Annotated in this window: 25 protein-coding genes; 5 read left to right on the top strand and 20 right to left on the bottom strand. The window is 38.2% G+C overall.

Features of this window, described 5'->3' with window-relative positions:
* Positions 1–178: 178 nt before the first annotated feature.
* From rhaM to rhaB, 4 genes are read right to left on the bottom strand one after another with little or no spacing between them, the layout of a single operon-like run.
* Positions 179–490 carry an L-rhamnose mutarotase gene (gene rhaM, locus IGL37_RS01670; RefSeq protein ID WP_002407294.1) on the bottom strand — a complete coding sequence of 104 codons (312 nt, stop codon included), beginning with the start codon at positions 488–490 and terminating at the stop codon, positions 179–181.
* The gene (gene rhaD, locus IGL37_RS01665; RefSeq protein WP_002363003.1) at positions 487–1,335 is read right to left on the bottom strand and encodes a rhamnulose-1-phosphate aldolase; all 849 of its coding nucleotides are present in this window, start codon (positions 1,333–1,335) and stop codon (positions 487–489) included. Before rhaD ends, rhaM begins: the two co-directional genes overlap by 4 nt.
* 27 nt (positions 1,336–1,362) lie before the next feature.
* Positions 1,363–2,649 carry an L-rhamnose isomerase gene (gene rhaA, locus IGL37_RS01660; RefSeq protein ID WP_002358413.1) on the bottom strand — a complete coding sequence of 429 codons (1,287 nt, stop codon included), beginning with the start codon at positions 2,647–2,649 and terminating at the stop codon, positions 1,363–1,365.
* Entirely contained in the window at positions 2,646–4,157 is a 1,512-nt protein-coding gene (rhaB, locus tag IGL37_RS01655) for a rhamnulokinase (protein ID WP_002381192.1), read from the bottom strand. Before rhaB ends, rhaA begins: the two co-directional genes overlap by 4 nt.
* A gap of 119 nt (positions 4,158–4,276) precedes the next feature.
* On the opposite strand from rhaB, the gene IGL37_RS01650 reads away from it, so the two are divergent.
* Entirely contained in the window at positions 4,277–5,149 is an 873-nt protein-coding gene (locus IGL37_RS01650) for a helix-turn-helix domain-containing protein (RefSeq protein ID WP_002386087.1), read from the top strand.
* Positions 5,150–5,296: 147 nt separating this feature from the next.
* On the opposite strand, the gene IGL37_RS01645 is transcribed toward IGL37_RS01650, so the two are convergent.
* The 10 genes from IGL37_RS01645 to IGL37_RS01600 all read right to left on the bottom strand — a co-directional run bounded on the left by IGL37_RS01645 (position 5,297) and on the right by IGL37_RS01600 (position 14,315).
* A complete protein-coding gene (locus IGL37_RS01645) occupies positions 5,297–6,592 on the bottom strand; it encodes a TRAP transporter large permease (protein ID WP_002355306.1) in 1,296 nt (431 codons plus the stop codon).
* A gap of 35 nt (positions 6,593–6,627) precedes the next feature.
* Positions 6,628–7,104, bottom strand: a complete 477-nt coding sequence (locus tag IGL37_RS01640; protein WP_002355305.1) for a TRAP transporter small permease — start codon at positions 7,102–7,104, stop codon at positions 6,628–6,630.
* 14 nt (positions 7,105–7,118) lie between these two features.
* Positions 7,119–8,126, bottom strand: coding sequence for a TRAP transporter substrate-binding protein (locus IGL37_RS01635; RefSeq protein WP_002355304.1), 1,008 nt, complete (start codon positions 8,124–8,126; stop codon positions 7,119–7,121).
* 20 nt (positions 8,127–8,146) lie between these two features.
* A complete protein-coding gene (locus IGL37_RS01630; RefSeq protein ID WP_002385348.1) occupies positions 8,147–9,253 on the bottom strand; it encodes a glycoside hydrolase family 88/105 protein in 1,107 nt (368 codons plus the stop codon).
* Positions 9,254–9,482: 229 nt separating this feature from the next.
* A complete protein-coding gene (locus tag IGL37_RS01625) occupies positions 9,483–10,271 on the bottom strand; it encodes a gluconate 5-dehydrogenase (protein WP_002362994.1) in 789 nt (262 codons plus the stop codon).
* 21 nt (positions 10,272–10,292) lie between these two features.
* Entirely contained in the window at positions 10,293–11,132 is an 840-nt protein-coding gene (gene kduI / locus IGL37_RS01620) for a 5-dehydro-4-deoxy-D-glucuronate isomerase (protein WP_002355301.1), read from the bottom strand.
* 12 nt (positions 11,133–11,144) lie between these two features.
* A complete protein-coding gene (locus IGL37_RS01615) occupies positions 11,145–12,152 on the bottom strand; it encodes a sugar kinase (RefSeq protein ID WP_002385349.1) in 1,008 nt (335 codons plus the stop codon).
* Positions 12,153–12,156: 4 nt separating this feature from the next.
* Positions 12,157–12,804, bottom strand: coding sequence for a bifunctional 4-hydroxy-2-oxoglutarate aldolase/2-dehydro-3-deoxy-phosphogluconate aldolase (locus tag IGL37_RS01610; protein ID WP_002364953.1), 648 nt, complete (start codon positions 12,802–12,804; stop codon positions 12,157–12,159).
* A 160-nt stretch (positions 12,805–12,964) separates the two neighbouring features.
* Positions 12,965–13,717 (bottom strand): IclR family transcriptional regulator, encoded by a 753-nt coding sequence (locus IGL37_RS01605; RefSeq protein ID WP_002355294.1) that lies wholly within the window; start codon positions 13,715–13,717, stop codon positions 12,965–12,967.
* Between the two features lie 130 nt (positions 13,718–13,847).
* Positions 13,848–14,315, bottom strand: a complete 468-nt coding sequence (locus IGL37_RS01600) for a MerR family transcriptional regulator (protein ID WP_010709203.1) — start codon at positions 14,313–14,315, stop codon at positions 13,848–13,850.
* Positions 14,316–14,415: 100 nt separating this feature from the next.
* Here IGL37_RS01600 and IGL37_RS01595 point away from each other — a divergent pair, with 100 nt between their 5' ends.
* Together IGL37_RS01595 and IGL37_RS01590 are read left to right on the top strand one after the other, a co-directional pair.
* Positions 14,416–15,933 carry an MDR family MFS transporter gene (locus IGL37_RS01595; protein WP_002389910.1) on the top strand — a complete coding sequence of 506 codons (1,518 nt, stop codon included), beginning with the start codon at positions 14,416–14,418 and terminating at the stop codon, positions 15,931–15,933.
* Positions 15,933–16,637 carry a DUF4811 domain-containing protein gene (locus tag IGL37_RS01590; protein WP_002413488.1) on the top strand — a complete coding sequence of 235 codons (705 nt, stop codon included), beginning with the start codon at positions 15,933–15,935 and terminating at the stop codon, positions 16,635–16,637. The genes IGL37_RS01595 and IGL37_RS01590 overlap by 1 nt, the downstream gene beginning before the upstream one ends.
* A 54-nt stretch (positions 16,638–16,691) precedes the next feature.
* Here IGL37_RS01590 and IGL37_RS01585 read toward each other — a convergent pair whose 3' ends face one another.
* The 3 genes from IGL37_RS01585 to IGL37_RS01575 are packed head-to-tail and all read right to left on the bottom strand — an operon-like array spanning position 16,692 to position 19,816.
* Entirely contained in the window at positions 16,692–17,921 is a 1,230-nt protein-coding gene (locus IGL37_RS01585) for an ABC transporter permease (protein ID WP_002355288.1), read from the bottom strand.
* Complete coding sequence (locus tag IGL37_RS01580; RefSeq protein WP_002392497.1) at positions 17,918–18,628, bottom strand: ABC transporter ATP-binding protein; 711 nt, start codon at positions 18,626–18,628, stop codon at positions 17,918–17,920. The genes IGL37_RS01585 and IGL37_RS01580 overlap by 4 nt, the downstream gene beginning before the upstream one ends.
* A 9-nt stretch (positions 18,629–18,637) precedes the next feature.
* The gene (locus IGL37_RS01575; protein WP_002355284.1) at positions 18,638–19,816 is read right to left on the bottom strand and encodes an efflux RND transporter periplasmic adaptor subunit; all 1,179 of its coding nucleotides are present in this window, start codon (positions 19,814–19,816) and stop codon (positions 18,638–18,640) included.
* 320 nt (positions 19,817–20,136) lie between these two features.
* On the opposite strand from IGL37_RS01575, the gene IGL37_RS01570 reads away from it, so the two are divergent.
* Both IGL37_RS01570 and IGL37_RS01565 read left to right on the top strand, forming a co-directional pair.
* On the top strand, positions 20,137–20,775 hold the full coding sequence (locus IGL37_RS01570) for an NAD(P)H-binding protein (RefSeq protein ID WP_002358396.1): 639 nt from the start codon (positions 20,137–20,139) through the stop codon (positions 20,773–20,775).
* Positions 20,776–20,853: 78 nt separating this feature from the next.
* The gene (locus IGL37_RS01565) at positions 20,854–21,969 is read left to right on the top strand and encodes an NAD(P)/FAD-dependent oxidoreductase (RefSeq protein ID WP_033785759.1); all 1,116 of its coding nucleotides are present in this window, start codon (positions 20,854–20,856) and stop codon (positions 21,967–21,969) included.
* Between the two features lie 66 nt (positions 21,970–22,035).
* Here IGL37_RS01565 and IGL37_RS01560 read toward each other — a convergent pair whose 3' ends face one another.
* The 3 genes from IGL37_RS01560 to IGL37_RS01550 are packed head-to-tail and all read right to left on the bottom strand — an operon-like array spanning position 22,036 to position 25,429.
* A complete protein-coding gene (locus tag IGL37_RS01560) occupies positions 22,036–23,190 on the bottom strand; it encodes a mannitol-1-phosphate 5-dehydrogenase (protein ID WP_002395429.1) in 1,155 nt (384 codons plus the stop codon).
* Positions 23,191–23,204: 14 nt separating this feature from the next.
* The gene (locus IGL37_RS01555) at positions 23,205–23,642 is read right to left on the bottom strand and encodes a PTS sugar transporter subunit IIA (RefSeq protein ID WP_002355279.1); all 438 of its coding nucleotides are present in this window, start codon (positions 23,640–23,642) and stop codon (positions 23,205–23,207) included.
* A gap of 14 nt (positions 23,643–23,656) precedes the next feature.
* Entirely contained in the window at positions 23,657–25,429 is a 1,773-nt protein-coding gene (locus tag IGL37_RS01550) for a PTS mannitol-specific transporter subunit IIBC (protein ID WP_002387897.1), read from the bottom strand.
* Between the last annotated feature and the right edge of the window lie 123 nt (positions 25,430–25,552).

The following is a 25,552-nucleotide window of genomic DNA, read 5'->3' as shown; positions in this document are numbered from 1 at the left end:
ATTTTTTGAATAAACAGTTACAGCTAATGTTGGTACAATTTATTACTTTCTGGAACAGCTGTTACCACAAAGGCTTTCTTTGTAAGTTCCAGAACAATTTCTTAAAATCAACTCCACTCAAGTAAGTTGTTTTGTGCACAACCATACGATTCACTATAACAAACTGTTCTATTTTAAATTATAGTTCAAAAACTTTTTTTAATTCAGCCGTCACCGGCGAGCAATCAGGATTTGTTTCCATAATATCTTCCATATAGTTCCACCATTTTTGATTGATTGGTGTCAGTGCTATTTGCTCCCAGCGAGCTTCATCTTCTATTTCTAAATAACCAAAAAGTGTACTGGTTTCAGTATTTAAAAAAATTTGATACTTAATTGCCCCATGTTCTTTCAGCATTTGACGCATTTCTGGCCATAACTTCTCATGACGTCGTTGATATTCGGCATGTTGATCAGGATATACTTGCATACAAAAGGCTTTTTTTATCATAGCTTTCTCCGTTTTGATACTTTCTCTTCCAAATAGCCAACTTTCGGTGTCACACCAAACGCTTCTGCTAAGCGCCATAAATCTGCATCTGAAATTGTTTGGCGAACGCCTCCTTGCGCACAAACATAAGTGTACACTTCAGCGGCTTTTTCGGCAGTTTCAATTAAACCAAATACTTCATCCATATCACGGCCAGTACCATAAATACCATGTTGCGGCCATAAAACTAAACGAGATTCTTTCATTTTTTCAGCCGTTGCTACACCAATTTCATTCGTTCCAGGAACCAACCACGGAATAATACCAACACCGTCTGGAAATACTACTAAACATTCGGTACACATTTGCCATAATGTTCTAGTAAAGACTTTTTCATCTAATTCGTGAGTAAAACTCATTGCTAATAAATGACTCGCATGATTATGCATGACAATGCGATTTTCTGGATCAACAGCTAAACGAGCAATATGGCTCATAAAATGACTAGGTAATTCACTCGTTGGCACAGCTTCATCTTCTAAGCCCCACAATAGTTCTAATTCTTGACCATTTTCACTAACTCGTAAAATCCCTAAGTTTTCGCTTGGTGCATCACAGACATTTTTAAAATATTTTCCTGAGCCTGTCACGATAAAATATTTTCCTGCTAATTTCGTTGCATCAAATTTCATTGGAATCTTTCGGAGCACTTGTGTTGGATTTAGAAAAGGTAAAATCTCCTCCTCTTTTAATAAATACGAAATATTTCCGCCATTTCGTTCATCCCAACCTAAACGATATAAATTTTTGGTCGTTTTGACCATTTCTTCCACAAATGGTGCTTGTAACACGTTCATTTTTTTCATTTTAGAAGTTCCTCTCGTTTGTTAATTTTATGAAAAACGACAACTATCTTTACCTGTTGGCAATTGACGAGTTGGTAAAATCACTTTTTCGTATTCTTGAACATCCGTTAACCAATCTAAGCCGATAGGTACGTGATTTTCTTGACAGTAGTAGTTCCAGATATCGGCAAATGGAAAGTCTTTTAACTCTTCCGTTAAGGCTAAACGTGTGGTAAAATCTCCCATCAATTCAGTTTCTTTTAAGACGTTTGTTGGCTCAAGCATCGCTTTCATTAACGCTTTTTGTGTATTGCGGGTGCCAATCACCCAAGCGGCAACACGATTGATTGTGGCATCAAAGAAATCTAAGCCCACGTGTGTTTTTCCTAATAAATCATTGCGAACTAACTCCTTGGCAATTTCTTGCAATTCATCATCCATAATGACAACGTGGTCACTATCCCAGCGAACTGGACGACTGACATGTAATAGCATTCCTTCGCCAAATAAGGATAATGAAGATAACTTATTAGAAATCACTTCTGTTGGATGAAAATGACCAGCATCTAAACAAATTAATTTATTCCGCGTTAAACCGTAGCCCATATAAAATTCATGAGACCCAACTGTATAGGCTTCTGACCCAATCCCAAAGAGCTTGCTTTCCACTGCATCGACTGTATAAGCTGGATCAATTTCCTCTGAAAAAATTTCATCTAGCGAAGCCATTAGCCGCTTTCTCGGCGTTAAACGATCAACTGGGTTATCTTTAAAGCCATCTGGCACCCAAAAGTTATTGACAGCTACTTGTCCTAATTCTCTTCCAAAATATTCAGCAATTCTTCGTGAACGTTTCCCATGCTCAATCCAAAAGTCTCGAACTTGCGGATTCGGATGAGCTAAAGTAAAGCCATCGCGGTACATTGGATGCGAGAAAAAGGTTGGATTAAAGTCCAATCCTAAGCCATTTTCTTTTGCCCAAGTCACCCATGGTTCAAAATGCTTTGGTTCCAGTTCGTTTAAATCCACCCTTTCCTCTGTGTCTAAATAAATAGCATGCAAATTCAATTTGTGTTTTCCTGGAATTAAAGAAAACGCTTTTTCTAAATCTTGACGTAGTTGCTGGGGACTTCGAGCAACGCCTGGATAATTCCCTGTAACTGAAATACCGCCAGAAAGTTCATCCTCACTTAAGAATCCTCTCACATCATCTCCTTGCCACACATGCATTGAAATTTTGACATCAGCCATTTTTTCCAATACAGCTTCGGTATCTACGTCAATACTGGCATATTTTTCTTTCGCTTCTTCATATTTTTGTGTAATGGTTGTCATAATGAGCTCCTTTTCATAAATGCTTGATAGCGATTTTTTATTGTTGAATCAATTGGATTTGCTTGATAGATTTCCGTGGGAAAAGATGTTTGGATACAAGTACGAGCTGCTGGAATATCTTTAAGTTCACCTGTTGCAATCATCTGCATCAAAAGATTACCTAAAGCAGTTGCTTCCCCAGGTCCCGCTTTCACTGTAACATTAGCAACATCAGCAGTTAGCTGGTTCAATAAACGATTATTGGAACCACCACCGACAACATGTAAAGTTGTAATTTTCCGTTCGATTCCTGTTAATTGAGCTAATTTTTCTAGTTCTACGCTGTAACACAATGCTAAATTATCATAAATACAACGAGCGAGTTCACCAGGGCTTTCAGGAACTGTTTGTTGTGTTTCACGGCAATAGGCTTGTAATTCAGTAATCATATTTCCCGGATTTAAAAAACGAGGATCATTTACATCAATAAATTGTTGAAATGCTGGTTCTTTTTCAGCTAAGGCGGCCAATTCAGCATAGCTATATTGGTAGTTTTGGTACCGTGCCACTTCTTGAATTAGCCACATACCCATAATATTTTTTAAGAAACGAATTGTGTTCTGGGCGCCCCATTCATTCGTGTAATTTTCTTGGAAAGCTTCAGCAGAAATTGTTGTAACAGTCGTTTCAATGCCTAATAAAGACCAAGTACCACTGCTAATGTACGCCCAGTCATCGCCAATGCCTGGCGTACCTAAAATTGCTGAAGCTGTATCATGACTAGCTATCGTAATCAACGTTGCATTTGGTAAATCATAGTCTGGAAAAGCCGCTGTTTGCAGGTCGCCTAAAATCGTGCCCGGCTCTACTAATGTTGGAAATAGTGTTTCATCAATTCCTAGGAAATCCAGTAATTCACTTTCCCATTGTTTCGTTCCAGCATTCAACAGTTGCGTGGTGGAAGCGTTGGTTGCTTCGATGACTGCTTTTCCAGTAAAGACATAACCTAAGTAATCAGGGATTAACAACAATTGACTGGCTGCAGCCAAACGTTCCTTTTCCTCTACAAATAACTGAAAAATGGTATTAAAAGGTTGAACTTGAATCCCCGTTTGTTGGTACAATTTTTCTAATGAATAGCCTTTTGAAAAATTTGTTACAGCTGCTTCTGTCCGTCCATCTCGATAAGCAATCGGTTCGTCCAAAAGTTGTCCAGATTGATCCAGCAGACAATAGTCAACACCCCAAGTATCAATTCCAATAAAACATTCCTTGATACCTAATTGTTTAACTTTTTGCAGACCAAGCAGTAACTCATGAACTAAACTAGCCATATCCCAACGCTGATACCCATCTTTTTGATGAAAACCATTTTTAAAACGATGAATTTCTTCTATTGTTATCTGACCATTCGCTAAGCGTTGACTTTTCATTATGCGACCGCTAGAAGCGCCAATATCAACCGCTAAATAGGTTCGTTTCTCAACTTGTTCTTTTTTCACTTTGTTGATAGTTGTCAATCCTTTCACTATTTTTATTTTTTGTACGTTAGACTAACTTTATGTATTCATCATAAACAAAAAATAGCGCTTTCACCTCTCACAATTTTGAGATATAATTGTACTATCTTGGTAATTAGGAGGTTCTTATGGATTATTGGGAAAAAGCCGACTACTCTTGGTCAGACGATTCTAAGCGACATATTTTGACACCTAGCAGCAAAAGTCGCACACTTTTTTATTACATACAGGAAATTGGACAGTTTAAAGCCTCGCGCCCTTATTATACGGAGCGGGCACATTTACCATCATACTTAATTAAATTCACGCTAAATGGTACTGGGGAATTACGCTATCGTTATCATACATACAGCTTACAGAGAGGTGATTTATTCTTTATTGACTGTCGGGATTATCAATACTATCAAGCAACCAGCGAAGAGCCTTGGGAAATGGACTGGATTCATTTTGAAGGAGGAAATTCTGGTGCTTTTTTCCAAGAATTTATGAAAAATGGTTCACCAGTTTTCTCCACTAATCAGCTTCCAGAAGATAATCCTATTCATTTAATCATTCAGCAGCTATTACAATTACAAGATTTACAACATGCGCAAACTGATTACCAATCTTCCGTTTTAATTCATCAATTACTGAACGAATTATTGTTGCAAAAGTATCGTCAAGACTTTACCTACGAAACGATTCCATCATTGGTTTTGGAAATGAAAGCTTACATTGATCAACATTTCAAAGAAACAATTTCTTTAGAAGACTTGGCTCAACTCTTTCATTTAAATAAATATCAATTGAACAAAGAGTTCTCCAAATACATTGGATTACCGCCAATTAAATATCAAATTAGTAAAAAAATTTCTTATTCAAAAGATTTACTACGCTATTCTAATCAAACAGTGAAAGAAATTGCTGTAGATGTTGGTTTAGAAAACTATGCCTACTTTAGTCGATTATTTAAAAAGCGAACTGGATTAACTCCTAGTCAATACCGTAAAAGTGGCTTCTAAAAAATCTCTCTATGACACATAATGTCATAGAGAGATTTTTTATTTCTATGCCTCCTAAACTCAATATTTTATAGTAAATTACCAAATCTAGTTGATTGAACAACTTATATTTCGCTCAATTGGGGTTGTTAGACAATTTGTATTGAATTAAGAAATTAGATTTGGTAACCACATGACAAGTTCAGGTACATATGTGATTAAAAGTAAGATTGCTAAGATTACCAGATAAAATGGAACTAGTGGTTTCAGCATTTGCTCAGCTTTAACACCCCCAACACTAGCACCAACATATAATCCCGTTCCAACAGGTGGTGTAATTGAACCAACACACAAGTTCATAATCGCAAATAAACCAAAATGAACTGGATCCACCCCAACATTCATAACAATTGGTAAAAAGATTGGCGTAAAAATCAAAATAGCTGGACCAACATCCATAAACATTCCCACAAACAATAGGACAACGTTTACTAATAGTAGAATTAAGTATTTATTGTCTGTGATTCCTAAAATAGCTGTACTGATTGCTTCTGGTATCCCTGTAAAAGCCATCGCAAAAGACATCATTGAAGAAGTTGCCAACAAGAACATAATGGTTCCACTCATCAAGACAGCCTCTTTTAACATTTTAGGTAAATCGTTTATTTTCACTGTTTTGTAGTAAAACATTGAAATCAATAATGAGTATGCAACAGCAATTGCTGATGCTTCAATCGCTGTAAATAACCCCGTCAAAATACCACCAATAATAATGACAATTAACAATACACTGGGAACCGCTTCTCGCAGAACCTTGCTGACTTCTCCTTTTTTTGCTTTTGCCACAGTAGGATAATTATGACGTTTTGCAATAACATAAGCTACCACCATAATTCCTAACGCCCACAAAGAACCTACCAAATAACCTCCTAAAAATAAAGAAGAAATAGAGGCCCCACCAGCCACCAATGAATACATAATAAACGCTGTACTTGGTGGAATAACCATTCCTGTAGGAGCAGAGGCAATATTTACAGCCGTTGCAAATTTCCGATCATAGCCCTCATTTACTTGTTGCGGAATTAGTACGCCACCAATAGCAGTCGATGCTGCAATTGCAGAGCTAGAAATCGAACCAAATAATGCATTCCCTAACACATTAGTATGTGCTAGCGCGCCGGGAACACGACCAACAAATAACATAGAAAAATTTACCAACTTTTGGGCAATTCCCCCATTATTCATAATCACACCAGAAAAAATAAAAAACGGAATTGCTACGAGAGAGAAACTATTTAAACTAGAGACCATTTTTTGAGCTGAGGTAAATGCAGCTGCTTCAAAAGGAATTACTAATAACAATGTTGCAATTGAAGATGCCGCAATGCTCATACCAATTGGCATACCAACTACCAATAAGACTGCAAAAACTACAAATAAGATAATGCCTGCTTCTAAAGCCATATTTTTACTCCTATTCTTTTTCTTCTATAAACGCATTAAGAATCTTTTGATTGCGTGAATAACTCTAGCAAATTCATCAAACTATAAATAAACATCAAAACACCTGCTACTGGAACGGCTAAATAGACATAACCCATAGGAATTGCCAAAGATGGTGAAATTTGTCCTAACGTAATTACTACACCATTCCAACCGCCAAATATCATAATCACTCCTGCAAAAAGTAGGAACAACAATTGAACAATAAATTCTAAAAAACGTTTTTGTTTCCCTTGTAATTTTTCACTTAACAAAGTTACTGCTAAATGTCCCTTTTTTCCAACCACATAAGCAGAAGCTAACATCGCCAGCCAGACCAATGCAAAGCGAACAAATTCTTCTGTTAAGGTACTAGGATTTTTTAACACTGTCCGGGCAAACACTTGGTACAAAACGACCAAAACCATTGCAGCAAGAATGATTGATCCAAGTATTTCTAAAAGTCGATTTAAAAATTTTCTAAAACCTTTCATAATTACCTCCTTAATTAGTCCGCCAACTGGCGAATAGCCTGATACAGTTCGCCATGTTCTGAGCTATTTTTGAATGATTCATGCAACGGTTGAACAAGTTTTTGGAATGGTTCACTGTCTACTTGATTGAACACAACACCATATTCTGCTTGTGCTTTTTTCTTTTCTTCTTCAACCGCTTCTTTAAAGACCGTTTTTTCAAAAGCGGTCGATTCTTTTGCTGCTTCTTCAATCGCTTGTTCTTGTTTCGCTGTCAAACGTTCTTTTGTCCCCTCGTTCATAATCACAATATCTGGCACTCGAGTATGCTCATCATAAGAATAATACTTAGCCACACCGCCATGGCCAGCTGTATATAAAACGAACTCATTATTCTCTGCACCGTTGATTAGATTAGATTGTAGAGAAGTATATACTTCCGAACTACCCATAGGTACTGGCGAACCCCCTAAAAGTTCTACCATTTTGATGGCGGTTTCACTTTGCATGACCCGAATTTTTTTACCTTTCAAATCATCTGGAGATGTAACAGGCCCTTTGCTCATATAAAAACTTCGTTGACCAGAGTCATAATAAGTTAAACCAACAAATCCTAATTTTTTTGTAGAATCATACACTGGTTGCATTAGCGCTTGATTATCCATTACTTTAAAAAAATGTTTTTCATTATCAAAAATATACGGAATGGCAAATACAGAATAATCTTTAGAAAAACTTTCTAATGCTGATCCACTGACCTTTGCAAAATCAATTGCACCTGTTTGTGTTAATTCAATTAGTTCTGTTTCTCCCCCTAATTGACCATCTGGAAAGTATTCAATTTGAACTTTACCATCTGTTTTTTCCTCTACCAATTCACCGAATTTCTTCATAGAATCGATAACTGGTTGGCTATTACTAGCATACGCATAGCGCAAGACTACTGTATCACTTGCCGAAGCTTCTGTTTTGCCGCAACCACTTAGCAACTGTAATCCTGCCAATACCATAACTGCTGTAAATAAAACCTTTCTTTTTTTCATGAACTTTTCTCCTTACTTTTCTAGCAATAAGAAACAAGCAATTCAGTCAAACATAGGATTGTTAATGATTGACCATAAGGCATCGCTGTCATTCCAATTGTGCGATAAAAATCTAAATTATCACCCATTCCTGTACCAACTGACACATGTTGTACTTCTCCCGTTTCATCAATCTCATTTAGTAAGCCAGCAATTGCTTTGTTTGCCACTTCTTCATATTCAGAAGAAATATATTTTTTATGAACCGCTTTTAAAATCCCATAAGCGAATCCCGCTGTAGCAGAAGATTCTAAATACGAATTTGAATCATTAATTAATGTATGCCATAAACCAGATTCATCTTGGTATTTCGCTAAAGCTGCCACTTGCGCATTGAGGGTACTTAATAAAAATTCCCGTAAACTATCTCCTTTTGGCAACTCTAAGATTTCAATAATTTCTGGAATAGCAATCGTAATCCAGCAGTTCCCTCTTGCCCACAGTGCTTCCGCATAGTTATGATTTCCCTCAAAAGTCCAACCGTGATACCATAGACCACTTTTTTTATCTTGTAAATATTTAATATGGATTAAAAATTGATGCTTTGCTTCTTCCAAATAATCGAGTCGATTCAACAACTTACCAATTTTTGCCAAAGGTAAGACAGTCATCATTAACGTATCATCCCATAATTGATTTTTATTTTCTGGTCCATATGTCGCATGTTGCAAGCCCCCTTCATTCGTTCGGGGCATTTCTTCCATCACCCATTCCGCCCATTGCTCTAAGTAAGGTATATATTTAGAGTCTTTAGTGTCTTCATATAGATAAGCCATTGTTAAAAGCGGAGCCATCGTATTCACATTCTTAGGCGGCGCGCCTTCTTGCATCCGACCTTCAAACCAGTCGTTAACTACTTGTAAAGCTTTTTCACTTTTAGTATTTCGATAATTCTTATATATACCATACAACCCAACGCCTTGCGGCCAGTTCCAAATCGTCCAACTTTTGTCATCAACTTTTAAACCATCAAAATCTAACAGAAATTCACCTGTGTTATCTTTAATCGTTGTTAAATTTCTAATTAATAAGTCAATCGTTGTTTCTACTGTATCTTTTGGTATGAATTGTTCCTGTTTAATAATCATCGGCAATCAAAACTCCTTTTCCATCCCACCAGCGCAAATGAAACGCTTTCATTTTTTTGTAATTTTAGTTTAGCAAGGAATGTTAGCAAATTATATAGTTAATCTTGACGAATTACTGTCAAAAATTGACTTTTTTTAAAAATTAGATACGGTTTTTACCAATTCAATCAATGAGTAAATAACAAAAAACGGACATCCTTTTTAGGTATGTCCGCTTTTTGTTACTTATTTATGGTTGTTTTCCAATATAAGCTAAAATTCCACCATCGACATATAAGATATGTCCGTTAACAAAGTCAGAAGCGTTAGATGCTAAGAAAACTGCTGGGCCAGCTAAGTCTGCTGGTGTGCCCCAACGATTAGCAGGTGTTCGTCCCAAGATGAATTCGTTAAATGGATGCCCTGGTTCTCTTAATGGCGCCGTCTGTGGCGTTTCAATGTAGCCAGGTCCAATCCCATTACATTGAATATTATATTGTCCATATTCAGAAGCAATATTTTTCGTTAACATTTTTAGTCCGCCTTTTGCTGCCGCGTACGCACTAACTGTTTCACGACCTAGTTCACTCATCATTGAACAGATATTGATAATTTTGCCATGACCCTTTTCAATCATATCTGGAATAACCGCTTTTGCCATAATAAATGGCGCATTCAAGTCAACATCAATCACTTGACGGAACTCTTCTGCTGACATATCCACCATTGGAATTCGTTTAATAATTCCCGCATTATTGACTAAAATATCAATAGATCCGACTTCTTCTTTAATCTGAGCAACCATCGCTTGAACTTGCTCTTCATCAGTGACATCACACACATAACCACGTGCTTCAATCCCTGCGGCCCGATAATTTTCCAAGCCTTGTTCAACTGATTCAGGAGATAAGTTATTAAAAACAATTGTTGCTCCTGCTTCAGCTAGGGATTTCGCAATCTCAAAGCCAATCCCATAAACAGCACCTGTAATTAACGCTACTTTTCCATCTAATTGAAAATCATTCATTTTAAATTCCATGTTTTCTCCTCTTTCTTTGGTTTATTTTAATTGATCCATTGCAACCATATCCATGTCTGTGTACGTAATATTTTCTCCGCACATGGCCCAAATAAAGGAATAATTACTTGTACCAACCCCAGAATGAATTGACCAGCTTGGTGAAATAGCTGCTTGTTCATTACTCATTACTAAATGTTTCGTTTCGTCTGGTTTACCCATCATGTGGAAAATCCGCGTATCTTCTTCCATATCAAAATAAACATACGCTTCCATACGACGTTCATGTGTATGACAAGGCATTGTATTCCAAGCGCTACCTGGTTCTAAAATGGTGTAGCCCATTTGTAACTGGCAACTTTCACAAACGTTCGGATGAATGTATTGGTAAATTTTACGTTGGTTCAATGTTAATGGATCACCCGTTTCCATTGGGGTAATTTCATCAATACTAATTTTTACGTTGGGATATTTATGATGTGCTGGGACACAACTAATGTAAAATTTCGCTGGATTATCAGGGTTTTCTGAAGAAAAACGAACATGTTTTGTTTCTTTCCCAATATAATAGCCATCTTGTTTTTTCATTGTTTCTTTGGCGCCATCAATTTCAATAAAGCCTGGTCCCCCAATATTAATAACCCCTAGTTCACGGCGTTCTAAGAAATAGTCAACCCCTAATTCTTTGTCCAAAATAATTTCTAATTCTTCTGTGGTCGGTGTCACACCACCAAAAATCATCCGATCATTATGTGTGTAGGTTAAGCTGATTGCACCTGGAATAAAAACTTTCTCTACTAAAAATTCATCTCTCAATTGTTCTGTTGAATAGTGACGGATATCCGCCGGACTATGTGTATAACGTGTTTCCATATTTTGCATAACTAAAATCTCCTATCTATTTATTTTTCCTGAGCCCGTTGCCAAAAAAGCAAGGACTTCTTTTTGACTAAATTGATTACAATCACCATGGACAGTATGTTTTAACGCACTAGCCGCTGTCGCAAAATCAATGCAGGTTTGTGGATCATAGGCAGCTAATATGCCATGTAAAACCCCACCAGCAAACGCATCACCGGCACCGACACGGTCAACAATCGGTTGTAATCGATGACATTTGGACGTATAATACGCACCTTTGTACCATAGCGTTCCGATTAATTCATTATCTGTCGCTGAATGAACTTGACGTTTGGTTGAATAAAATACTTGAATGTTGGGATAACGTTCTTGCATTTTTCGGTAGTACCACGTTAATGCGTCTTCAAGTTCTTCCTCTGGTTCTGGAATCTCCAGTAAATAACGAGCATCTAATACCCCAGCTGAACAAATATCAACAAATGGAAGAATGGCCTTCAATGCCACGCTCGCTTCTTTCTGGGACCAAAGTTTCCCTCGATAATTAATGTCAAAACTTACTTGGCACCCTGCTTGCTTCGCTGCTTTAACTAACGCAACCGTCATACTTTGCCAATTTTTTGATAACGCCGCTGTAATCCCTGAAATATGAAAGATCTCTACTCCTGAAAACAGCTCATGTAAGTCCCATTCCATTTCTTCGATTTGAGCAAAGCTTGAATAGGCGCGATCATAGACAACACTGGCTGCTCGTTCTCCTGTACCAGTTTCCAAGTAATACGTTCCTAGACGTGTTCCGCCAGTTCGTACAAATTCCGTTGAAACCCCATAACGACTTAAATGCTTTTTGGCGGCTTCTCCTAATGAATTATCGGGCACTTTACTAGCAAAAGTCACTTGGTGGCCATAGTTCGCTAACGAAATCGCTACATTCGCTTCACCACCGCCGTAATGTACAGCGAAATTTTCTGTTTGTGCTACGCGTATTCCGACAGGCGTTGACAAACGCAACATGATTTCTCCCAATGTTACGACTTTCCCCATGTGCCTACACCCCTTTGATTGCTTGGAATTTTTCCATATAGGCTTGGGCAACCTCACGAACTTTTTCAAAATCCCCAGTTGCTGCTGGCGCTAACAGATTGCCACCAACACCGACGGCCGTCACACCTGCGTCAAACCACTCGGCCATATTTTCCAAACTGACACCACCCGTTGGCATAATATTTAACTGAGGCAATGGCGCTTTAAATGCTGAAATAACACTCGGTCCATAAACACTTCCTGGAAATAGTTTAATAATATCTGCTCCGCTTTTCAGTGCTTCTTTCATTTCTGTGATGGTCATACAGCCTGGCAAGTAAGGAACTTGATATAAATTGCAAATTTTAGCGGTTTCTTCATCGAAGCTTGGACTCACAATATATTCAGCCCCTGCTACAATAGCTAAACGAGCAGTCGTAGCATCCAAAACTGTCCCCGCACCAATGACTACGTCAGGATTCTCTTGGTATAACGCAACTAATTCCTGAATCACTTCTGTTGCTTGAGGAACAGTAAAGGTTAACTCAATCCCCCGCATACCGCCTGCTACAATGGCTTGACTAGCTTTTAGCGCTTCCTCTTTTGTCTTTCCGCGAACCACAGCAATCACGCCAGCATTTTCTAATTTTTGTAAAATTGATACTCGCTTCAACAGACTCCCTCATTTCTTATTTAGAAATATATATTTATTATAAAGAAATTCACAACTTCATTATACAGATAAAAAAAGAAAATGCAAACGTTTTTACAAAAATAAAAAAAGAAAGACAAACAAAAATCCCAATCGACTTTTGTTTGTCTTTCTTTTTCTACTATAATTTCGCTTCAATCGCTGCTTTTGTTGCCAAAAGGGCTTGATTAATCGTCGTTTTATTTTCCTCTGTCAAACGATATTTCGGCATGCTTACACTAAAAGCACCCGCAATTTCGCCATCTTTCATTAAAGATACTCCGCTACAGAAAATATCTTGTTCAATTTCTTCATCATCGTAAGCAACCCCCGTTTGTTGCACTTGTTTTAATTCTTTTTTCAAACGCAAGGGATTGGTAATCGTATTTTCGGTATAGGGAATTAATGTCTGCGTGTCTAAATATTGTTGCACTTGTTCTTCCGAAAATTCTGCTAAAACGGCTTTACCCATGGCCGAATTATACAAAGGTCGAGTAATTCCCACTTTCGAGGACATGCGAATCGTTTGATTTTTCGGTTCTAATTTATTGATATACAGAATTTCATTATTATTTAAAATCCCTAAATGAATGGTTTCATCGACCGTATTTTGAAGGTTTTCTAAATAAGGTACCGCAATTTCAGCTAAATCGATTTGCTCCACACTTTGATTCGCATAGCGAATCAATTTTGTTCCTAAGCGGTACGTCTTGTTCGTGTCTTTTTGAACATAGCCAATTAATGTTAAGGTTTCTAAAATTTTGATTGCCGTTGATGCCGTCATTTCGGTATTCTTTGCAATTTCCTGTAAGGTTTGATCGGGTTGTAAACTTAGACAGTCCATGATTTTAGCCGCTTTTAACAAGACTGTTCCGTAAGGTTTTGTTTCTTTCATCGAAACCCTCCTTTTCCATATAAGAAATTATATAGAAAAATAAAGAAATTGCAAGAAAAAAAGAACTCGAAGATTCATTCAGTAACGTTTTACTTTCACTTCAGGTCTTTCTCCCAGTCCTATTTCATTCTTATTTTCTTTTCTTTAACTCATCAGAAACATCTGCATCCTTAGGAATTAAAAGATACTCACTGACTTCTGTGGTTTCATTAAATACGACATATAATTTTTGTTCTTCATCGAAATCGCCCAAATCAATCACTACGTAATTGGGACAAACTTCTGAGATACCATGAAACATTTGACTAAAGATTTTTTTCGTCATCCCCACATTACGATGCTGCTCTTCTGCTTTTTCCACCGCACTTTGTAACGTATATCCTTCATCTAAAAAACGCTTGATCCAATGCACTTTGACGACTGTATGTAACCGATATTTCCGTGGACCGTTTGCGTCTTTCGCAATGGAAGAAATATACCCTTTTTCTTCCCAATAACGAAGTTGACGTGGCGAAACTTCAGCAATTTCACTTAGTTCACTAATTCCTATCAACAAATTTTCTTCATTTAACAAACGCTGAATCATTTTTGACCACATTAGTTTAACTTCCTTTCCCTTATCCTTTCCTTAATTGTAGTTTTTTTTACACCTTTGTCAAGTAAGTTGACAAAGATTCTAATTAGTTGTAAAGTAGTTAATGCAATTTAATTTGAAACTTACAGAAAAAGGAGCGATATATGTGACTTCACAACAACCTGTGGATATTCACGGAAAACCTTATAACCGGTCGTTACTAGTCGGTGTTTTACTAATCGGAACATTTTGTACGATTTTAAACCAAACGCTTTTAACGACGGCCTTACCTACATTAATGAAAGAATTTGATATCTCAGCTTCAAGTGTACAGTGGCTAACCACTGGATTCCTACTTGTGAACGGCATTATGATTCCCATCAGTGCTTGGTTGATTAACAAATTCAGTTCAAAAAAATTATACATAACAGCGATGTCAACGTTCTTAATCGGAACCATCATCTGTTTTGTAGCGCAAGACTTCGGCATGTTATTGACTGGACGTCTTGTTCAAGCCGCAGGGGTCGGTGTATCTATGCCTCTTTTACAAACAATTATGCTTTCAATTTTCCCGCCTGAAAAACGTGGCGCTGCCATGGGCACAACGGGAATTGTTATCGGATTAGCACCCGCTTTAGGTCCAACATTATCTGGTTGGATTATTGATTCTTATACATGGCGTGACCTTTTTGGGATGGTCATTCCAATTGTCGTTTTAGTCCTAATTTTAGCTTCATTTTTAATGAAAAATGTCATTCAATTATCTAATCCAAGTATCGATGTCTTATCGGTCATTCTTTCTACTCTCGGCTTTGGTAGCTTACTTTACGGTTTCTCAAGCGTTGGTGATAAAGGTTGGGGTAGCCCGCAAGTCTATGGATTCTTAATTGTTGGTGCGATTGTTTTATGTCTTTTTACATATCGACAATTGCATTTAGAACAACCTTTCTTAGAACTACGCGTTTTTAAATCAAAAGTCTTTACTGTTGCGGCCATTTTATCTGGCGTAACCAACATGGCAATGATTGGCGCCGAAATGGTTTTACCTTTGTATATCCAAAATATTCGTGGCGAATCTGCCTTCCATTCAGGGTTAATGCTTTTACCAGGAGCGTTAGTCATGGGACTTATGATGCCAGTAACTGGTCGCATTTTTGATAAAATTGGTGCCCGTCGTCTTGCGATTACTGGGATGTTTATTTTAACAGCTGCAACGTTACCGTTTGCTTTCTTAACAAAAGCAACACCTATTATTTATATCATTGTCCTATATGCGATTCGGATGTTTGGTATTTCGATGGTCATGATGCCTGTGACAACTTCTGGCATGAATGCTTTACCAATGAATTTATTAAGTCACGGAACTGCTGTAAACAACACCTTCCGACAAGTAGCCAGCTCAATTGGAACAGCTGTTTTGATTAGTGTTTTAACAAATGTTACCAAAGACGGCTTACCTGCATCGGACTTATTAAAAACAGCCCCACTCGCTTATCGCGATCAAGCAACAAACGCAACACTAAACGGTTATCACGCAGCCTTCTTCGTGGCAACAATCTTTGGCGTTCTCGGCTTGGCGATTACTTTCTTCTTAAATAAAAAAGAAGCGATGCCTGTTAAGGAAGTAGGTGCAATGAAATAATGATTATTTTCCTTTTAATCCTTTGCGTGTTAGGCTTTGCCTATACGAATGTATTTGGCCGAAAAGTCTGGCATAAATTCTGTATGGTTATTTTTGGTTTAGGGTTCTTAGCTTCGTTAAGTCTTATCGTTTTAAACGATAAAGATCATTTTGGTATGACCGAAGTTACTCAGGACAAAACGTTTGAACTAAAAAGCAGTAGTTCAAGCAAAGATGGCCCCAACATGTTATTGTACCAGCCGTTGGGCGATGGTTCCGAAAAAGTTTATTTATATAACACACCAGATAAAAAGAAACTACAAAAAACAGGAGCGGAAAACGTCACAAACACGGTTCAAAAAGATGCTCAAAAAGCCACATTAGTCCAAAAAACGACGAAATGGTCCTATCAAGAGTCTTGGGCCAAAACACTATTTGGCCTTGCTGACAACGATAACCAATTTGCAAAACAAGAAAACACCTTCAACGTTGCTAGTGACTGGCTAGTTTTAAGTGCTGATCAAGCCAAAAAATTAGGCGAATATATGGAACAACATGCCGCTGATATCAAAAAAGAAGGGACTGAAACAGTTGGCAAAAAAATGATGGCTGCTATGATGGCGAATCCATCAATGTCCCAAGAAGAACAAGCGAAACTCACCGAACAATATACCAAAGAGTTTCAACAAGAATTGATTCAGAAAATTCTTAGTGACATGAAATAAAAAAGCGAGCTTGATAGGATCATCAAAAAAGATGTGACTACCAAGCTCTTCTTTTTAATTATAAATCGCTTTAATCGGATCCATCCTCGAAGCACCAATTGCTGGAATAATTCCGAAAAAGATACCTGTGAAGACCGAAACCAATGTTGAAATAGCAAAGATGGACGGCGTAATAATTGGCGTAATCGAAATATACCCACCGACCACAGTTGCCAATAAGTAGCCGCAGCCGACACCAATCAAACCACCAATCAATGTGATAAACGCTGCTTCCATTAAAAATTGGAATAAAATGACTCGTGGTTTAGCACCAATGGCCCGGCGAATCCCGATTTCTCGTTTCCGTTCCGTAACAGACACATACATGATGTTCATGACGCCAATTCCCCCGACTAATAGGGAGATTGCAGTAATTGCCATCAGAAACATCGTCATACCCGTGACCATTTCTTCCATTTGTTGTTGGAGTTGTTGGTCTTGGTCATTTTCTTTAAACGTTCCTTTCACTTCAGGATGATTTTCACTTAAAATAGTGATTGCCTGTCCTAAAATTGCTTCACGGTCTGCTCCCTCACGAACCTTAATATTGATGCCACTAATTGCTTTTGTTTTCGCTAATTTATTGTATGATTCTCGAGAAACAAAACTGCTCATAGCAGTTGCCCAATCATCGTTCATACCCAAACTATCTAAATCTTTTGGTGCTAAAATACCAATCACCTTGTACATATAACCACCAATTGAAACAGCTTTTCCAATGAGTTGGCTAGGATCATCAAGCCGAATTTGCGCTTCAAAGATATCATGATTTAAGACAATCGCATCTGTATTTGCATCGCTCGGTTGAAAATCACGACCATATAAAATATCATTCTGCCCTTTAGTCGACGTAATGGATAAATTCGCTTGCGCCCCAAAATAATCCATTGGTACAAACAAATTGTCTCCGCCCCCCATCATTGATTCACCATATTGAGGATAAATACTTTCAATTCCTTGAATGTCTTGTAATTTTTTCAAGTCCACTCGGCTAAACGTATAATCTGGCTCTTCATAGGACATAAAATTGTCACTGCTACCATCCGACATTGTATAATGAATCTTCAAAACATCCGCGTTCACTGCACTGGATGCCTTCACAACTTGACGCTTCATCCCTTCACCTAGCGCAGAAATCGTTACGACTGATGTAATCCCAATAATAATCCCGACCATCGTTAAAAATACCCGCAACTTATGTGCCTTTAAGCTTAAAAAAGTACTAACAAATAAATTAGCAATCATCTAATCACCTCTTCTTCCAAAAAGCGACCATCTTTCATATGAATCACTCGTGAGGCATATTTTTTCATATCTTCATCATGTGTCACCATGACAATTGTTTTGCCTTGTTCATTCAATTCTTTCAATAATTCCATAATTTCTGTACCCGTTTCACTATCCAATGCCCCAGTCGGTTCATCAGCCATAATCAATAATGGATCATTCACCAAGGAACGAGCAATGGCTACTCTTTGTTGCTGTCCTCCAGAAAGTTCAGTAACTTTTGATTTGGCTTTTGTTTCCAAACCGACAATTTTTAGGTATTTTTCAGCAATCGCTTTTTTCTCAGCGCGGCTTTTTTTCCCTTCATAAACACAGGGCAATTGAACATTTTGACTAACATTTAAAGAATTAATCAAGAAAAATTGTTGAAAAATAAATCCTAGATATTCATTGCGAAAGGCTGATTTTTTATTTTCAGACAATTTTGAAACATCTGTTCCTGAGAAATGATAGCTTCCGTATGTTAAGCGATCCAAGAACCCAATAATGTTCATCAGCGTTGTCTTACCGCTGCCGGACTTCCCCATGATTAAAATGAACTCTCCTTGATGGATGGTCAAGTTCAATTCTTTTAAAACATGTAGTTTTTCCTTACCTACTGGATAGAACTTGTTAATGTCCCGCAATTCAATGAGGGGTTGATTTGTATTGTTTGCTTCCACCATCAAGCCCTCCTATTTCGACGCATCTGTCATTGATTCGTTGGTTGCTGATTCATCAGAAGCAATCGCTGCATCTGATTCCACAATATCACCGACTTTTACTGGTTTTTTTGAAGAAATAACCACTCGGTCGGCTGATTCTAAGCCAGATTCAATCGCCATTTTGTCGCCATTTTCTTGCCCGACTTGGACATCACGACGAATGATGGTTCCAAAATCATTCACTAAAACGTAGGCCTGTTCACCCTCTTTTTGAATCGCTTTTTTCGGTAACTCAATCGCCCCTAAATCGCCTAAATCAATGGTTGCTTGCATATGGTAGCCATTTTTGACTTTGTCTAAATTGGCCAACGCAATTTTGACGCTATAACTAGACATCGTCGTGCCTCCCTCTGGATTGCCACTCGCGGCATCGCTGTTGCCTTCAGGAGGATTATCATCGATATAAGAAATTGAGCCATCCACAACCACATTGTTGGAAACAGAAGTTAGTTTAGCTTTTTGCCCAACACTAATTTTAGTCAAGTCCTTTTCATTCACTTTTCCAGCTAAATAAAGATCTTCTGAAGTTAACCGTAAAATCGGTGAATTGGCATCTTTTACTTCTGGAATTGATACGCGGCCTTTGAAATTAGCCTTTGTGGAAATATATTGCTTCGCTCCTAAATCCGCTAAGGTTTCATTGGTGAAGGTAATCTCTTCATCTACCGCATCGACTTCTGTTTGATATTGTTCATTTAAATCATCACCAGACATCGTGCGGTCTTCTTCTTTAGTTTTATTAAATTTATCAATGGCCCGATTCCACTTATTATAGATATTCGCCCGCTTCGTTTCTAATTTGGCTAAGCTATTTTGTTGGGCCTCAATTTCTTTTGTGACCGCCTCATCTTCATAAGTAAATAATTCTGTGCCTGCATCTACGACATCGCCGTTTTTCACCTTAATCTCTGGATCCTTTGTTATTTTTTGATCGCGCGCAAAGGCTTCCATTTGTTCCGGTTGGATGACACCGTTAATATAAATTTGTTGCAAGTCAGGAACATCAAAATAGTCAATTCCCCAGTCATCTTTAGGCGCTTGCTTGACAGCTACTTGTTGTGCATTTTTATTTAACGCATTCACAGTTACGATGCCCCCAACCGCAATTACCGCAACTGCCCCCAATATAATTATCGTTTTCTTCTTCATTTTCTTCGTTTCATCTCCTCATTCTGTCTATTTTCCCCAACAAACTAAATTGCTCGGTCGTTCACTTATAACTATTTAACCATGCTTGAATTCAAGAAACAAGGGCATTTCTCTAGGCCTTTAGTCTGATTTATTTCATTTTTGTTCATTTTTTTATTTATTTCACGACAATAAATAACCATTGTTGGGTCTTTGTGTTTCAACAATCTAAAAAGGTTATTTTTATGTTATTTATAACTAAACTATACGCAATCGAGATTTTTTGCTTCTTTTTTTATTTAAGGTACACTAGAAGAAACAATTGAAAGTGAGGGCTTGCCATGAAAGTCATTATTTTTGGCGGTAGCGGTTTTTTAGGTCAACAAATCGCGAAAATTTTAGTCCAACGCCAACATCAAGTCATCAGTGTTTCACGTCATGGAAAGCCTGCCACGCTCTCCGCATCTTGGAGCCACCAAGTGCAGTGGGTATGCTCCGATGTTACTCGTGACACGAATTGGCAAGAACAAGTCCAGCGTGCTGACTGGGTCATTGATACAGTAGGTATTTTATTTGAAAATCCACGAAAAAAGAAAACCTATCAACGGCTAATTCTGACGCCAGTGAAAAAAATCAGCTCTTTTTTAGCACAACAAAAAAAGCCAGCTAAGTTTTTATTTATTTCAGCCAATACTGTTCCTTTCCCTTTGAGAAAATATATGGATGCCAAATTGGCAGCGGAGGAACTAATCCACCAAGAAGTCGCCGAAGCAGTGATTTTTTATCCTAGTTTACTTGTAGGTCAAGAACGTACCGGCACCATACTTTTTAGTAAATGTATTTATTTTTTTAAGAAAATCCCCTTTTTAAAGAACTTATTTATTGGCTATGATCCTGTGCCTGTGGCAGAAATGGCACAAGAAATTGTTCACGTTTTAGAAGGCGGCAATTCTATTTACACACACAGAAGGACCCGTTAACAAGTTATCTCCCAATCGTCTCTGTCTAGAGGCGGTTTTTTTGTGTTACAATACAACTGTTCGAAGGAGAGAAGAAGCATGAAAAAAATTGCCATTATTGGCGGCGGCATTATCGGAATGACGTTAGCTAATTATTTAGATCCACAAAAATTTGACATTACCGTTTATGATGAAGGGCTCGGCCAAGCGACTAAAGCGAGCGCTGGGATTATTTCCCCTTGGCTATCCAAACGTCGGAATAAGAAATGGTACCAATTAGCGCGAGAGGGCGCTGCCCTATTTCCAAAGCTAGTCAAAGATTTTCAGCTGACGGAGGATATTTATCGTCAATCAGGGACAGTCATTTTGCGCCCGGCAGCCGCTTTGGCAGACTTAGCCCATTTGGCAGAAGAGCGTAAGCAAACTGCACCTGAAATTGGAGAAATCACGATGTTGTCAGCGGTTCAAACAGCGAAGTTCTTACCGCTACTTAAGGAAACTCCCTCACTTTTTATTTCTGGCGGCGGTCGCCTAGATGGACCAGCTTATCTAAACCATCTTCAGAAACGCGCCGAAGCCAAAGGGGTCACTTTTTGTTCACAACGGGCGCACTTTCGACAACTGAATCAAGGGTGGGAAATTGTCACAAATTCAGAAAAAAAGAGCGTTGATTTTCTCGCTTTAACACCTGGTCCTCATTTAAAGGAATTACTAGCTACTTTAAATTTATCTGTGGACATTCGTCCCCAAAAAGGACAATTATTAGTTTTCGAGACCCCTTTTACAAACAGTCAGCAATGGCCTGTTGCTATGTTAGATGGCGAAGCCGATTTAATTCCTTTTAATCAAGGAAAAATTTTATTAGGTGCCACCCACGAAAATGAACAAGCCTGGGATTTAGAAGAGACTGTTAGCGCTTTTCACCAACTAACTTCTGGGACTGCGCCATTTCTAAAAGAAGCAGAGCAGCTTTTTAAGCAACCCATGCATTACCGTGTTGGTACACGTGCTTATACATCTGATTTCGCTCCGTTTTTTGGTCCTTTGCCAGAGCTGCCCCACCTTGTGGTTGCTAGCGGACTTGGTTCATCAGGACTCACTACTGGCCCATTCATTGGTTACCAATTAGCTGAATACTTCAATACAGGTGCCTTCAAAGGAGAGCTTTATCAAAAACCACTTAGTCAATATGTAAAAAACAACCGCTCACTTTAATCAGTGAGCGGTTGTTTTTTTCTTTAATTAAGAAATGTGAAGTATCTTGGTAGAAGGATTTTGTTATTATGCTACTTGTGGTCGCGCATAGCGTTCTACGTTTTGTTTAATATTTTTAACCGTTTCTGGATCTTCAATGCCCGTTACTTCAGCGATCACTGTATCAACGCTTTCTTGGTCAAGCATTTTCTGTAATTGACGGCTTTGTTCATCTTCTGGATCATGATAATTAAAGACAATACCAATCATTGCTAATAAATGCGGCGACACTAGATTGCGTTCCTGTAATTCACGGATTGGTCGAATAAACCGTTCTTGCGCACCTAATTTTCTGATTGGTGTCCGTGCTACACGTGTAATAGCATCTGAAATATATTTATTTTGGAAACGTTGAATAATTTTTTCAATATAGGCTGCATGTTCTTGTTCATCAAAATTCCATTTAGCCACTAAAAGTTTACCGGTTTCCTGCAAAACTGATTTGAGTTGTGCTACCACTAAGGCGTCCTGCATCGCTTCGTCAATGGTTTGATAGCCTAACAACGCCCCTGTATAGGCAACTGTAGCATGGCCAGTGTTTACACTAAATAATTTTCGTTCAATATACGGCTCTAAATCAGCAACGTAATGAACCCCTTCTAACTGAATCTCTTTGGCTTTTCGGTTGGTATCATCAATGACCCATTCACAAAAAGGCTCAACTTGAACAAAAAGTGGATCTTCATGTTTTTGTAATGGAACAATCCGATCAACCGCCGCATCAGGAAAACCAATCCATTGTTCAGCATAAGCTGGGTTTTTCAAATATTTGGCCACTTCTTCTGCTAAAAAGGTTGAACCACCAATCATATTTTCACAAGCGATAATATCCAGCGGCTTTTGACAATTTGCTTCGGCACGTGCATCAATTCCTTGAGCAATTAATTCAGCAATTCTTGGTAAAATATTAGGACCAATTGCCGTCGTGACTAAATCGGCTTCCGCAATTGCTTCTACTACTTTTTCTGGTTCTGTCATGTTATTTAACCCGGTCACATTTTCAACGTTAATTTGTTGATGTGAGGCATCGGCCAATTCAATTGTATAACTTTTACGTTCTTTTAACGCTTGAATGATGGTTTCATTAACATCCACAAACGTAATATGAAACCCGTTTTTAGCTAAAATTTCGCCAATAAAGCCGCGTCCAATATTTCCTGCTCCAAAATGTACTGCGTTCATTCTTATTCTCTCCTTTAAGCAATGGCTAAATTTTCTGTTATTTCTTCTTTACTTAATGCATCGGCAAGTTGCACCACGTTATCCATATCACTACAATAAAGTGCAATTTGTTGGACTAATTGCAAATGTTCTTCACCGACTCCGGCAATCCCAAATAATACGGTAGCAATTTTTTCATCTTCTTCGGTGCCAAAATTAACACCCTCTGGGACTTGCACTACACAGATTCCTGATTTTTTCACTAATTTTTTGGCTTCTTCTGTTCCATGAGGAATGGCAATAAAATTCCCCATATAAACAGATAGCAATTGGTCTCTTTCAATCATTGCTTCAATATAAGCGGGCTCAACACAGCCTGCCTCGACTAGTTTTTCGCCGCAAAAGCGAATAGCTTCTTCTTTTGTATTAAACTGTTGATTTAATTCAATTGAAATATTCGTAAGATTTTCCATTGTTTTCTTCCTCTCTAGGCACTTTCTTTTAAGAGCGAAACCACTGTTTCATATTTTTGGGGATTAACCATACTTTTTACTGATAAGTGTGTCGCTTTCGGTGCTTTTTTACGGGCTTGTTCCGTTAGTTCAGCTTTTGTGACAATTAAAGCCTGTGTTTGTTGAGTTAATTCATTAATATTAATTTTTCGAATCGGCATTGAAATTTTCTCTTTATCTAAAATTTCTTCTAAGACTTTCATTCCCATCGTTGCTGACCCGACACGATCATCGTGAACCAAAAGAATCTCATTGACATTTGCTAAATCTCCCTCAATTTCAGAAGCAGGTGTTGCTTTGGAGACTGTTGGTTGTGCGTCGTTTTTTTCTTTGGTACCTGATAGTTCAGCCACAATTTCATCATAACGTGGTGAGTTCAAGAAATTTTCAACTGCTACAAAGGTTGCATTAGGTGCTTTCTGTTTGGCCCGTTCTTGCAATTCCGCTTGTGTGACAATCAATGTATTTCCCTCATCGGTCAAATTATTAATGGCCCGATTCGTCACAGTTTGTACTAAACCAGCCTCTTGGACCTTTTTCCGTAAGATAGACGCACCCATTGCACTAGAGCCCATCCCAGCATCACAAGCAAAAATAATTTGTTGAATTCCTGACAATGAAGCACTACCATTTGTGACAGTTAATCCTTTTGATGCTGCTTTAGCAGCTTGGGTTTCTTTCACTTTTTGGGCAAATTCATCACTTTCTTCTTTCGCATCTGCTTTTAAAATGACTGCGGATACTGCAAAGGAAACTGCAGTTGCTGCCAAAACACCTAAAATAACTGGTAAGTAAGAACCCATTGGTGTCATCGCTAAAATAGCTATAATGGAGCCTGGAGAAGCGGGCGCACGTAAACCAGCATCTAACGTTTGGAAAACCAAACTACCTGTCGCGCCACCTGCAATAACCGATAAGAATAATAACGGTTTCATCATTACATATGGGAAGTAAATTTCGTGGATACCACCAAGGAAATGAATAATTATTGCTCCCGGCGCAGAAGATTTTGCCGCACCTTTTCCAAAAAACATAAATGCTAATAAGACACCTAACCCAGGACCAGGGTTTGCTTCTAATAGGAAAAGAATTGATTTGCCAGCCGATAAGACTTGTTCTGTCCCTAAGGGTGTTAAAATGCCATGATTAATCGCATTGTTTAAAAAGAGCACTTTTGCCGGTTCAATAAAAATACTCGTTAATGGAATCAAATGAGCATTTAAAATGATTTCCACACCACGTGCCATTGCAGCAGTCAGCGCATCGACAATTGGGCCAATCGCTGAAAAACCAAGTAAAGCTAACGCAAAACCAATTAATCCAGCTGAAAAATTGTTTACTAACATTTCAAAACCAGCTTTAATCCGATGTTGGAAATACTGATCAAATTTCTTAATTGTAAAGCCACCAAGTGGACCCATAATCATGGCACCTAGCATCATCGGAATATCGGTTCCCACAATCACGCCCATTGTTGCAATTGCGCCAACTACGGCACCGCGATCACCTGCAATTACTTTCCCACCAGTGTAGCCAATTAATAATGGAATTAAATAGGTCAACATTGGGCCAACCATCGTGGCAAAGGCTTTATTTGGCAGATATCCATCTGGGATAAATAGCGCTGTCAAAACGCCCCACGCAATCAACGCCCCGATATTGGGCATCACCATGCTAGATAAGGTACTGCCAAGTCTTTGGACTTTTGCTTTAATTGATACTTTATTTTTTTCTGGTACTTGTTCCATTTTTATTCCCCTTCTCTCAAGTAACTTTTCTTGTTGACTAAATTGTATCCGCTTTCCGAATCTGGAAAAAGTCGTACTTTGGCACAAACCATTTTGCCAAAAGTTGAAAGAAAAAAGCACGTG

Source organism: Enterococcus sp. AZ119 (assembly GCF_050546175.1).
Classification (GTDB): domain Bacteria; phylum Bacillota; class Bacilli; order Lactobacillales; family Enterococcaceae; genus Enterococcus; species Enterococcus faecalis.
Note: the sequence above shows the minus strand (reverse complement) of the source record. Positions and strands in the feature narration are given on the sequence as shown.